This is a genomic window from Micromonospora sp. NPDC005220 (genome assembly GCF_040607895.1).
GTDB lineage: Bacteria > Actinomycetota > Actinomycetes > Mycobacteriales > Micromonosporaceae > Micromonospora.
This window is the reverse complement of record NZ_JBEXHP010000001.1, coordinates 83,618-96,098: the sequence shown is the minus strand read 5'-3', so window position 1 is coordinate 96,098 and position 12,481 is coordinate 83,618. Positions and strand designations below refer to the sequence as shown.

5 protein-coding genes and 1 pseudogene are annotated in these 12,481 nt (G+C 66.7%); 2 read left to right on the top strand and 4 right to left on the bottom strand.

The features are described 5' to 3' along the window. Nucleotides 1-112 precede the first annotated feature (112 nt). Both ctaD and ABZU52_RS00435 read right to left on the bottom strand, forming a co-directional pair. Nucleotides 113-1,873: a cytochrome c oxidase subunit I gene (gene ctaD / locus ABZU52_RS00440; protein ID WP_210780947.1), complete on the bottom strand. Its 1,761-nt coding sequence runs from the start codon at nucleotides 1,871-1,873 to the stop codon at nucleotides 113-115. A 130-nt stretch (nucleotides 1,874-2,003) separates the two neighbouring features. Then, nucleotides 2,004-3,110 carry an FAD-dependent monooxygenase gene (locus ABZU52_RS00435; RefSeq protein WP_354968950.1) on the bottom strand — a complete coding sequence of 369 codons (1,107 nt, stop codon included), beginning with the start codon at nucleotides 3,108-3,110 and terminating at the stop codon, nucleotides 2,004-2,006. Between the two features lie 298 nt (nucleotides 3,111-3,408). Here ABZU52_RS00435 and ABZU52_RS00430 point away from each other — a divergent pair, with 298 nt between their 5' ends. Beyond that, nucleotides 3,409-4,533: a cellulose binding domain-containing protein gene (locus ABZU52_RS00430; protein WP_354968949.1), complete on the top strand. Its 1,125-nt coding sequence runs from the start codon at nucleotides 3,409-3,411 to the stop codon at nucleotides 4,531-4,533. Between the two features lie 141 nt (nucleotides 4,534-4,674). Beyond that, a pseudogene (locus ABZU52_RS00425) lies at nucleotides 4,675-5,030 on the top strand (IS701 family transposase); the annotation flags it as partial. A 176-nt stretch (nucleotides 5,031-5,206) separates the two neighbouring features. Here ABZU52_RS00425 and ABZU52_RS00420 read toward each other — a convergent pair. Next, the gene (locus ABZU52_RS00420) at nucleotides 5,207-5,623 is read right to left on the bottom strand and encodes a hypothetical protein (RefSeq protein WP_354968948.1); all 417 of its coding nucleotides are present in this window, start codon (nucleotides 5,621-5,623) and stop codon (nucleotides 5,207-5,209) included. Further along, a complete protein-coding gene (locus ABZU52_RS00415; RefSeq protein ID WP_354968947.1) occupies nucleotides 5,620-12,405 on the bottom strand; it encodes a polymorphic toxin-type HINT domain-containing protein in 6,786 nt (2,261 codons plus the stop codon). Before ABZU52_RS00415 ends, ABZU52_RS00420 begins: the two co-directional genes overlap by 4 nt. Between the last annotated feature and the right edge of the window lie 76 nt (nucleotides 12,406-12,481).

Here is a 12,481-nt window from a genome sequence, read left to right as displayed (position 1 = left end):
GGCGTGGCGCGGCCCACCACAGGAGGGGGGTCGCGGGGGGGCCCGCAAAGGGCGCGCGCCGCCGCTCCCGGTGTCCCGGGGGCGGCGCCCGTCGTACTGCTGAGCTTGAGCGTCAGTGCCGGTCGACGTCGCTCGCGGTGTCCTCGCGGTAGCTGGCTCCGCCGTCCGACTCGCTGGTGAGCGGCTTGGCGCCACCCTCCGGCGGGCCGGCCAGGCTCTGGCCGCCGGCGGCCAGCTCCGGGAACTTCGCGTCGAACGCGGGCCGCTCGGAGCGGATGCGCGGCATCCGGTCGAAGTTGCGCAGCGGCGGCGGGCTGCTGGTCGCCCACTCCAGCGAGTTGCCGTGACCCCAGGGGTCGTTCACCTCGACCACCGGGCCGGTCTTGTACGACTTCCAGCAGTTGTAGATGAACGGCAGCGTCGAGATACCGGTGATGAACGCGCCGATCGTGGAGATCGTGTTCAGCGTGGTGAAGCCGTCGCTGGGCAGGTAGTCGGCGTACCGACGGGGCATGCCCTCGTTGCCGAGCCAGTGCTGCACCAGGAACGTGGTGTGGAAACCGATCATGGTGAGCCAGAAGTGCACCTTGCCCAGGCGCTCGTCGAGCATCCGGCCGAACATCTTCGGGAACCAGAAGTAGATGCCCGCGAAGACGGCGAACACGATGGTGCCGAAGAGCACGTAGTGGAAGTGCGCCACCACGAAGTACGAGTCCGACACGTGGAAGTCGATCGGCGGGCTGGCCAGCAGCACACCGGTGAGACCACCGAAGAGGAAGGTGACCAGGAAGCCGACCGCCCACAGCATGGGCGTCTCGAAGCTGATCTGGCCCCGCCACATGGTGCCGATCCAGTTGAAGAACTTCATACCGGTCGGCACGGCGATCAGGTAGCTCAGGAAGCTGAAGAACGGCAGCAGCACCTGGCCGGTGGCGAACATGTGGTGCGCCCAGACGCTCATGGAGAGCGCGGCGATCGCGACGGTCGCGGCGACCAGACCCTTGTAGCCGAAGATCGGCTTGCGGGAGAAGACCGGGATGACCTCGCTGATGATGCCGAAGAACGGCAACGCCACGATGTAGACCTCGGGGTGCCCGAAGAACCAGAACAGGTGCTGCCAGAGCATCGGCCCACCGGTTGCCGGGTCGTACACGTGCGCGCCGAGGATGCGGTCCGCGGCGAGCGCGAAGAGCGCGGCGGCCAGCAGCGGGAAGACCAGGATCACCAGGAGGCTGGTGACCAGGATGTTCCACGTGAAGATCGGCATCCGGAACATGGTCATGCCGGGCGCACGCAGGGTGAGCACCGTGGTGATCATGTTCACCGCGCCGAGGATCGTGCCCAGGCCGGAGATGGCCAGACCCATGATCCACATGTTGGCGCCGACGCCGGGCGAGTGCTCGACGCTGCTCAGCGGCGCGTACGCGAACCAGCCGAAGTCAGCGGCACCACCCGGGGTGATGAAACCGGCGGTCGCCATCGTCCCGCCGAACAGGTACAGCCAGTAGGCGAAGCTGTTCAGCCGGGGGAAGGAAACGTCGGGCGCGCCGATCTGGATCGGCACGATGTAGTTCGCGAAGGCGAACACGATCGGCGTCGCGAAGAACAGCAACATGATCGTGCCGTGCATGGTGAAGAGCTGGTTGTACTGCTCGGGCGACAGGAACTGCAGCCCGGGCCGAGCCAGCTCAGCCCGCATGACCAGGGCCATCAGGCCACCGATCATGAAGAACACGAACGCGGTGATCATGTACATGATCCCGATCTGCTTCGCGTCCGTGGTTCGCAGCAGCCGCGCGATGGCCGACCCCTTGACCGGCTCCCGGACCGGCCAGGGCCGGGTCACGACCGGCTTGGGTGCGACGGTGGTCACGAGTGGCCTCCGGTTCTCGGTTGTCCCGCTCGGCACACGCTGGTTATCGGCGGGCCGTCATCCGCAAGGAGGATAGTCCCCGGCAGGTCGCAACGCCGCGTGGGGTGGCGTGACACGATCTCCAACGGGGCTACAGCGGGCCGAGCAGGAGCCGGTAGTGCTCCCCGAAGATCCGGTCGCCGCGTCCGCGCAGCAGCGGGTCGCGCAGCGCCGGCGGCACGTCCCTGGTCCGGTTGCGGTCCCGGGTCCGGTCCCGCACCCATCGGGTACGCGGACGGCGACGACTTTCGTACGCCACGAGTGCCGCCTCCACGCTGTTGGCGGCGCGCAGCGACTCGGCCAGCACCACGGCGTCCTCCAACGCCATGGCCGCACCCTGCGACAGCGTCGGCGCGGTGGCGTGCGCGGCGTCACCGACCAGCAGGACGCGTCCCCGGTACCAGCGGCCCAGCTCCACCTCGTCGGTGATCCCGACGTGCACCTCGTCGAGCGCCGCCAACACCTCGGGCACCGGACCGCGGTAGTCGGCGAAGAGCTCCCGCAGCCGGGCCAGCGGATCGGCTGGTTCCTCGGTGCCGGCCTCGTCGGCGTAGAGGTGCAGCCGTCCGGCGCCGATCGGCACCATCAGGAACCCGGAGCGCTGGCCGAGCAGTGCGGTCCACTCGGTGACCGGTGGGCCGTCGCGCAGCACGGCCCGGTAGACCACCTGGCCGACCGGGCGCGGCGGCCCACCGAGCGCGGCCAGCGCACGGACCGAGGAGCGTGGCCCGTCGGCGCCGATGACCAGGTCGTACTCCGTGGTGGTGCCGTCGGTGAAGGTGACGCCGACAGCGCCCGGAAGCAGGTCCAGGGTGCGGACCTCGGCGCCGTGCCGGACGGCGCCGCCGGCACCGCTGAGCAGCACCCGGTGCAGGTCGGCCCGGGGTAGCGCCCGGCACTCGCCGACGCCGGCCCAGAGGGCGTCGAGGTCGACCTCGCAGAGCTGCACGCCCGCGGCGTCGAAGAACCGCTGCCGGTGGATCACCTGCCCGGTCGGCCGGACCGGGTCGTGCAGATCGAGCCGGTGCAGTGCGCGGGCGGCGTTGCCGGGCAGGTACAGGCCGGTCTCGGTGGACTCCCCCGGTGGCAGCCTGTCGGTGACGTCGGGCCGGAAGCCCGCCAGCCGCAGCGCCCGGGCCACGGCCAGGCCGGCGATGCCCGCGCCGACGACGAGGATGCGCAGGGGGGAGCCACCCATGGTGGTGTACGCCTCCGGAGGGGGAGCGGAACGCGTTGGAGGCAACACGCTACTCGGAGCTATTGACCCACACCAGGCCCAATCGGCCCGCCCACAGCCGCTCGTCGGCGACCGGCGCCGCTTGGCCGGCCGTCTGTGGCCAGCCGTCCGGCGGGCATGGCAATCCTCACAATTCACCAGTTCGCCGCGGGCGGTTGCGTACCAGTTTCAAGCATGTAAATGTGTCGTGGAGCGTGGGAGCGCTCCCGCACTGCCCCACCACATCCGGCGCCCGGCACGCGCCGAGTCAAGGAGTGTCATGAAACGTCAACTTCGGGCCCTGGCCGCCGCCGGGTTGCTGGTCGCCAGTTCGCTGGTGGCGGTGGCCTTCGGCGGCAACGCCTCCGCCGACACCCAGATCTGCGAACAGTACGGCTCGACCACCATCCAGGGCCGCTACGTGGTGCAGAACAACCGCTGGGGCACCACCGCCCAGCAGTGCATCAACGTCACCAGCAGCGGCTTCGAGATCACCACGCTGAACGGCAGCAGCCCCACCAACGGGGCACCCACCGCGTACCCCTCGGTGTTCTTCGGTTGTCACTACACCAACTGCTCCCCCGGGACGAACCTGCCGATCCAGGTGAGCCAGATCAGCAGCGCCACCAGCAGCATCTCCTACCGGTACGTCAGCGGCGCCACCTACAACGCGTCGTACGACATCTGGCTGGACCCGTCGCCCAAGCGGGACGGGGTGAACCAGATGGAGATCATGATCTGGCTCAACCGGCAGGGTCCGATCCAGCCCATCGGCTCGGTGGTCGGCACGACGAACCTGGCCGGCCGCACCTGGGAGGTCTGGCGGGGCAGCAACGGCTCCAACAACGTCATCTCGTACGTCGCGCCGTCGGCGATCTCCAGCCTGAACTTCAGCGTGCTGGACTTCATCAACGACACCCGTAACCGGGGCGCGATCACCAACTCCTGGTATCTGACCAGCATCCAGGCCGGTTTCGAGCCCTGGCAGGGCGGCGTCGGCCTGGCGGTGACCTCGTTCTCGGCCAACGTCAACGGTGGCGGTAACCCCACCACCCCGCCGCCGACCACCCCGCCGCCGAGCGGTGGCGCGGCCTGCGCGGTGAAGTACACGGCGAACTCGTGGAACAACGGCTTCACCGCCGACGTGCAGATCACCAACACCGGCTCCAGCGCGATCAACGGCTGGACGATGAACTACTCGCTACCCAGCGGGCAAACGGTTACCAACGCGTGGAACGCCACGGTCAGCCAGAGCGGGTCCGCGGTGACCGCCCGAAACGTGGGTCACAACGGATCCATCGCACCCGAAGGCACGGCCAGCTTCGGCTACCAGGGCACTCTGAGCGGGTCGTACTCGTCGCCGACCAGCTTCTCGCTCAACGGGGCAACCTGTTCGCGTAACTGACCTGCTTTCTGTCGCCGGACAGGGGCGTGACCTTCGCGGTCACACCCCTGTTCTGTTGCTTGCCCTACCTGGAGGAAACGTCACCGGCTTCGGCGAACTCACGGATGAACGCCAGCATCCGGTCGATCATCCGCAGCTGCGCACCACCTGGTCGCCGTCGCCGGCCGACATGGAGCATCGAGGAATCGTTCCAAACCACCAAGACCGGCCTCGGCCTGGACCAGCACCAACACCGCCGCTGGCGGGCCTGGCACCGCTGGACCACCCTCGTCATCGCCGCTCACGCGTTCCTCGCCGCCGCCGCAGCAGCCAGCACCGCCAGCCCGGACGGCCTGATCCCGATCACCGTCAACGAACTCCGCCGTCTGTTCCACGCCCTGATCATCGAACCCACCCGACGCGTCGGCGACGTCATCGCCTGGTCCATCTTCCGCCGGCGGCATCAAGCCGAAGCCAAGATCAGCCACTACGCCCGACAAGCCCTGACGGAACCCTGAAAATGATCTCCTGCTGGAGTACTAACTAACTCACATTCGGGTTCGCACCTGAGCAGCATCACCAACGGCATGTGGGGGCGTGACCTCCTCGTCACGCCCCCATACACCTGCGGCAGCCCGCCTCGTCAACAATCGTCCGAGGAGGATTTCGGAAGGCTGCGGCGCATTCCTTTAACTCATCTCACCACATCAATCGCGATACCGTAATCGCGTCGCAAATCCTCGGCGAGCTGCGGCCCCGCATATCTAACGACTCCACGAAGCCACCACTCACTCTCGGGAAACTTCGGAAAGGCATCCGGGATTAGAATTGCGCGGAATTCTTCGTCTGCCGCCAGAACGGCCCTACGCACAGAATTCATTTGCGGAAAGGGCGCAAGCTCCTCAGCATTCAGAACTTTCTCTAGATCCCCTCGCGCCGTGAGCCCGTTGAAGTAGTCCTCCGCAGCATTGCCTTGAAAGCCCCTAACGCAGCTGGCCACCAAATCGGACCACTGGCCCACGAGCGCCCTCGGCTCATAGTTCCTCCAGCGCCCACAGCTTTTTACGAATTGGGAAAACACCTCAACAAAGGCGGCGTCGTTCAGGTTCATCGATTCGCCTCACCCTCAAAGTACCGTGATGGGTTGTCCGGCCGGAAGTAGTTGGTGATTCGGTTTCCCTCACGCATTCCAATCCTCCCCTTTGTATCCAACCGGATCACAGTGCTTACGCCGTCCAGAGTGCGTACGGTTTCCCTGGCGCCAGCCGGGCACGCATCACTGCACATCAGACTCTTCGCATCATCCACGTACTGCTCGAAGCCGCCGTCATAGTCGTACTCCGGCATGTCCGGACCCTCCGGCTTCCCATCCCCGAGCACATGCTTGTCGTATTTGATGTCAGCAATTCCCGGGCCGAAGTCGCAGTTGTGAACGAGCACCGGCGTCCGGCCCGCGAGCACGTAGTACGTGTGGATTGATTGTACGGTGAGGTTGTACCGAACCGCCGAACTCTCGTAGGAGCGAAGGGCGGCAACCTTGGCGACGTCGCCATTACTCGTCCCGAGAAGCTCCCCGACCCGAAGGTTGCCCGCATCCACCCAGGTGCGACGATCCGCGCTCCAGAACGGGTGATGTTGGGTGGTCTGCAAGGGGACCGCATCAGCGTTGGGGACCTTCAGGGTCAGGTCCGTCAGGTAGACGTCCAGGTTGATGTGTGTGGCTACGACCGCACGTATCGAGGTCTTCCCGCTCTGTGGATCGCGGGCAACCACCCTGTCCCCTGTTTTGATCTCCTCGATCGGACGCCTGGAACCGTCCGCCATCAGGACCAGGGTGCCGGGCGCGAAACTGTCCAGGCAGCCCTTGCTGGCCTTGAAGAAGCTCTTCGCGCCATCGACCAGGTCGCCCAGGAGGCCCTTGGCTCTGCTGACGAGGTTGGCGAACTTCTCCCACTTCCATGGCGCCCCGTACCTCGCGGCGAGCTTGCCGATCGCGCCGCCGATGGCTGCGCTGGCGATGTTGACGGCGGTGCTGATACAGCCACCCATGTCGCCCTTGAGGACGCAGTCCAGGGCGTCGGTGATGCCCAACTCATCCATCATGATCTTGGCGAGAGCCTTGGCCGCGTTCAGGAGCTTCTGCTTCGCACGCGCAATGCGCGCCTGGCGTTCCTTCTCGGCTGCGGCGGCAGCCGCCCGAGCCTTGTCCTCCTCGCTGGCCCGGGGGTTGTTCCAGGCATTCTTGGTCGGCTCGTCCGGGTCGTACGCGCCCGAGCAGCCGCCACAACCGTCGTTGTGTCCCTTGACCTCGTGGTAGTTGCCGTACATGTCCTCGTAGTCGGCACCGGGACCGCAGGCGTCGTCGGAGCACGACTTGAGGCCGTCGGGGTCGGAGTACGAGATCGGGTTGTTGTTCGCGTACGCGTACCCGTGCATCTGCTGCGGGTCGTTGACGTCGATGATCGGGTCGACGGAGATGAATCGACCGGTGACCGGGTCGTACTCGCGAGCACCGATGTTCACCAGGCCGGTGGTGGAGTCCTGGTTTCCGTTGACGAAACCCTTCTCCGTCGGCCATTGCCCCGGTGTTGGCGGCGTGCCGCGGCTCTCACCGAACGGCGTGCTCCGCCGGTGGACGATCCCACCGTTCTCGTCGACAGTCGCCTGGCCCGTGCCATGGTGGTCCGACGCTACGTAGTGCAGGCCGTTGATCTTGCGAACGATCGTGCCGCCACCTGGCAGGGGGTAGTAGCGCGTACCGTCGGTCGCCCTGGTCGCGTGATTGAGCCGGATCTCCATCCCAGGCAGGTAGAGAGTCGTCGACGTCGGCTCCTTGCGCAGCATCCGCGAGCCGTCGACGTCGTACGCGAAACTGGTCTTCTTGCCCGTGGCGTCGGTGACGGACTCGAGGTTGCCCTCGGCGTCCCACTTCAGGGTCTGGTCCTCGCCGACCTTCGTTCGACGCGTCGTGTTGCCCGCGGCGTCGTAGCCGTACTCGTGCAGCTTCGACCCCGCCGACGTCGTCTCGGTCATCGACTGGAGGGTGTGCGGCTGCGGCTGGCCCGCGGCCGGGTAGGTGTAGGCGCGCTCCTTGATCGAGGTGCCGTTCGCGGCGAACTGCGACTCGGTCTTGCGGTTGCCCACCACGTCGAAGGTGTAGGCGTGGTGATACGGAGCCACCCCACCCACACCCGTCGTCGACGGTCCTCCCGCGCACGGGTCGGTGGCGGTGCTCGCCGACGTCCAGGCCCGATCCATGCGGCGCAGGTAGTCGTAGGTGAAGCACTGCACGTCCCGGGTACCGGAGGGCGTGTCGGCGATCTGGGTGATGTTGCCGGACGCGTCGTAGGTGTACTGGGCGTCGATGTCGATGACTGGGGCGCTGCTGCGGTCCAACCGCTGTGTTGTCAGGCGCTTGGAGCCCTGCTCGTACCCATAGGTCGACCACACCTTGTTGTTGCCGAGCTTTGCCTCGGTCTGTTTGACCTCGCTGGTGGCCGAATAGTCGACGTCCGTCAGGTACGGCACTTGACCCTCGGTCGCGGTCAACCGCTCCAGACTGTCGTACGTGTAGGCGATGCTCTCGATCGGCAGTCCGCCACCGCCGGACATGCCCGTCGCTCGCACGGTGCCGTCCTGGTTGTACTCGGTCGCGAAGCTGTACATCCCGGCGAGTTCGGTGCCGGCATGCGGAGGCACCTGGTAATCGGTGTTGTGCGGCCGGTAGAACTCGTCGTAGCCGGTGTAGTACGTGGCGTACTCGGCCCCGTCGATCCATCGGCTCGTCATGGACAGCGTCCCGAGCTTCTGGAAGTCGTACAACCAGCTACTGAGGAGCGTGCCGGTCTCGGCGGTCCCCTTGTAGGTGGCGGTCGTCCGACCGATCGCGTCGTAGGTGGTGCTGATCGTCTGCTGCACACCATTGGTGGTGCTGGTGAGCCGGTCCAGCTTGTCGTAGGTCATCGTCGACGTACCCGCATCCGGGTCGATCGACTTGACCTTGCGGCCGAGCTGGTCGTACTCGTGCTTCCAGACGTTGCCGGCGGGGTCGGTGACCGTCGCGAGCTGGCCGGAGCGGTTGTAGGTGTAGGCCGTCTTGTCGGAAGCCCCCGACGGTTCAGCACCCTTGTACTGCAGCAGCTGAGTCGTCTGCCCGATGGCGTTGGAGATCGTCGTGGTGGGGGTGCCACCCTGCGGCGGGTCGACCGAAACGCGGTCGCCGCCGTACGTGGTGCTGGTACGCCACTTCTCGTTACCCGCTACCGCGAAGATCTCCGCCTTGACCCGGTCGGCACCGTCGTAGACGTAGAGCGTCTGACCATCGACCTCGCCGTCGCTGGCAGGGAAGATGGCGTCCGCCGGGGCACCGGCCGCGTTGTAGGTCGCGTAGGTCTTGGCGAGGTTTCCGGTCGGGGTGTAGAAGGTGTCCGCGATCATCCGGGTGCCGTTCGGCCCCTCGGTCTGCACCTGACGCGGACGCAACAGACCGTCGTGCAGCTTGTACTCGACGCTGTACGAGCCGTCGTTCTGCCGCTTCTCGGTCTTGACCGCGACCGGCTTGTCGGTGCGGATCAGGTAGCTGTACTTGATGCTCGGGCTCAGGCCCGTCGCACCGGTACGGTCCGGCATCCACACCTTGGTCAGCCGGCCCAGCGAGTCGTACTCCAACTGGCTGACCAGTTTGTTCGGGTCAGTCTGCTTGACCGGGCTACCCCAGGCCGGGGTGTACTCGGTGGTGGTGACATGGCCGAGCGGGTTGGTCTCGACCACCTTGGTGGTGAGGCCGTTCGTCTCGGTGTACGCGGTGGTGGTCGTCTTCTCCATCGCGTCGGTCGCGGTAAGCGGCCGACCGTACGAGTCGAAGGTCCCCGACGCGGCGGTGATGTAGGTGGCCGTGGTGCCGTTGTGGCTCGCCAGCCGCTCCGAAGACGTCGGGTTGCCCACCGTCGGCGCCACCCCGAAGGCCTTGCCGTCGTAGAGGGTCCGGGTGTCGGAGATGACCTGGGTCTTGCGATCCGGGGTCACCGAGCAGGCCACCGAAACGGACTCGGTCCGCGCCACCAGGTTGTACAGGTAGGCGCTGGCGTTGTCGGCGTAGGTGGTGCGGTTGCAGGCTTCGTCGCCGGTGACGTCGACGTCGCCGAGGTTCTCCGTCTGGGTGACCCGGCCGAATGTCGTTTCGAAATTCGAGACGTTCTTGGTCTCCCGCCAGCCGCCAGCGGCGAGTGCGACGAAGTTCCGCGTCACCGAGGTGTTGGTGAACCAGGCCTTCTTGGCGCCCCAGCTGTGCGATTCGGTGGCGGTGTTGTGCCGCCACGGCGTGGCGATGCTGCGGCTGACCTCGGAAGCGCCGTCGTAGACGGTGCTCTCCAACTGGTGGCCGGAGAACTCGTCGTAGTCGACGTGCTCGACGCCGGCGGAGTCCTTCACCCGGATGTCCCGGGTGTCGGTACTGTTCGGCATCTTGTCGCCGTGCATGCCACGCAGGTAGCGGTACTCGGTCTTGGTGGTCTGGGTCTGACCGTTGCCGACAGTGACGACGACCTTGCCGTAGCCCCGCCACTCACTCCAGGTGAGATCCTTCGGGTCGGAGATCCCGTCAGGCTCGGACTTCCGCCAGGCGGCACCGTCCTGGTAGTCGTACCTGGTGACCATGTCCGGCGCGCCACCGGTCCGATCGGTCTCGACGACAGCGGCGACCACGTACTTGAAGAACCAGTCCGTGATGGGATCGCCACTGCCGTACGGGTTCCACTTGACCGGGTAACACCGCTTGGTGCTGTTGCCCTCGGTCGGCAGCGTGCTTTTGGTGCAGTCCGGGGTCGCGTAGTTGACGTCGATCTGGGCGCCGGTGTCGGTCCAGACAGCCGCGAGTCGAGGCCGGACCAGCGGACCGATGTTGTCGTCGTCCCGGTCGACCCGGTTCGACAACTGGAGGTTGCCCAGTTCCACTGACGGCATGGCAATGTCCGTGCCGTACAGACCGGTGTGGGTGATCTTGTGCAGCCAGAGGGTGCGGGACCCGTCACCGTTGTCGAGGAGCTGGTGGTCGAGCTTCCAGGTGTCGACCGGTTCCCAGCCGCTGCCCTGACGAATTTCGGTGGTGATGTCGGTCAACCGGGCCCGGGTCCAGAACGTGGGGGTGATCTGGTCCAGCTTGCACTTGGTGTCTTTGTTGCAGTTGCGGTCGAAGGGGACGTCCGGCCAGTACGGCGCGGTGGTCGTGTTCAGATCCTGCGGGTCGCAGTCGATGGACCCGGTCGCGAGGCACCGCTCCTTGACGTCGAACCGCACCCGCGCCGGAGCGTTGGTGGTGTAGACCGCGTTGTGCCGCTGCCCGTAGTCGATCCGCTTGAGGTAACCGCCGCGCTGGTACGGCACACCGTTGGCATCGGTGTTCTTGCCCCGGGCGTAGTAGTTCGTCTCGGGCGTGTAGAAGTACGAGCTGACGTTGCCGTAGCGGTCCTTGACGTAGTCGAGGCTCCACCGCCACGCCTGGTTGCAGTGCGAGGCAGCGAAGCCGCCAGACGTGCTGTTGCACGGCTCGTTGGCGTCGTCGCCGTAGACCGGCAGGGTCCACGTCGACCCGGTGACCTCCTTGTTGGTGGTCCAGCCCGGAAGCTTGTTCAGGCCGAAGAAGTACTCCGTGCCGTCGGTCGTGGTGACCTTCCAGTGCTCACCGTCGTTGTCGCCGTTGTCCGCCCCGGTGAACCGCTCCACCTTCGAGCCGTCATCGGTGGCGAACTTCCAGGTGCTGCCGCTCTTGACCAGCTCGGTGGACTTGCCGTTGAGCAGGATGGTGGCGTTGTCGTACGCCCAGCACTGGTCGGCGTACTGGTCGTGCCCGTCCTCGGCGCAGGACTTGTAGCGGCGTTCGATGTGCCCCGGCTCGTAGTTGAAGCCCTCACCCAACCAGGAGCCCTGGTTGTTGGTCGTGGCGGTGCGACCGTCGACAGACTGCGAGGAGTACGCGAGGGTGATGCCCGGAGCGCCGCCACCCGGAACCGGGGGCGTCCGCATCGGGTAGCTCCAGGAGAACCCGCCGGTGGACGGTGCCACCGACCACTTCGACGAGGGTGCGAGCTTCGTCGCCCCGTAGTCGCCCTGCGAGGAGGATTCGGCCGCGGCCAGCGCGAAGGTCGAACCCGTCGCCGCCGCGCTGACCGTGGCGAAGAGCGTGCGGGACTCGCCGTCGTTGACGGTCGGGACGGGCTCGGCCGCACAGCCGGCCTTCCCCGGCGTGGTCAACGCACACTCCGGCAGCTTCACCAGCTTCAGCCGCGAACCGAAGTCGCCGCCGAAAGCACCGGCCAGTCCGTCGTAGTTGACGCCCAGTTGGACGTCGCCGGCACCTTGCTGACCGTCGGCACGATTCACCCGGACCAGCGGGCCGTCGACCCTGGCCCGCTCGGAGGCAGCGCGGTCGAGCACCTCGACGCGTACCTTGCTCGGAACGGAAGCCTGCGGAGCGCCCGCCTTCCGCGCTGGGCTTGCCGCGGCCGACACCGACACCGCGAGGCCGCCGGCCTGGCCGGTCGCGGCCGGCGATGGAGCAGCGGTACGCGCGCCAGCCTGCTCTTGCGCGCCGGCTGGCGGAACGGGCACCGCGATCTCGGTAGCTCCCGCCGCAGGCCAGGTGACCTTGGCCGGAGTGGTCGTGGCGGGAGCCGCGCCCGGGTTGGCCTTACGAGGCTTCACGCCGAGCGGCGCGCGGTTCGGCACGGTCTTGCCGACGTCGGTCGCCGTCGGACGTTTGCGTTCGGCGGCAGCCGACGCGGGGGCGTTGACGACCTGGATGAAGCTTGCGCTCATCACGATGGTCATCGCCCAGGACACTGGTCGCACTATCCGGCGCTGCAAAGCGCCGGACGTGCCCAGAAGTCGGGAGAACATCCACCCTCCCCAGGGTTGGTTGGACAGAGGCAGGAGGCATCGGGGCCGCCCCGGAAGGGACGGCCCCGACTCTGGT

Coding starts and splice junctions, on each gene's coding strand:
- ABZU52_RS00435 (WP_354968950.1), bottom strand. CDS start 3,110: ATGGGTGGCTCCCCCCTGCGCATCCTCGTCGTCGGCGCGGGCATCGCC.
- ABZU52_RS00430 (WP_354968949.1), top strand. CDS start 3,409: ATGAAACGTCAACTTCGGGCCCTGGCCGCCGCCGGGTTGCTGGTCGCC.
- ABZU52_RS00420 (WP_354968948.1), bottom strand. CDS start 5,623: ATGAACCTGAACGACGCCGCCTTTGTTGAGGTGTTTTCCCAATTCGTA.
- ABZU52_RS00415 (WP_354968947.1), bottom strand. CDS start 12,405: ATGTTCTCCCGACTTCTGGGCACGTCCGGCGCTTTGCAGCGCCGGATA.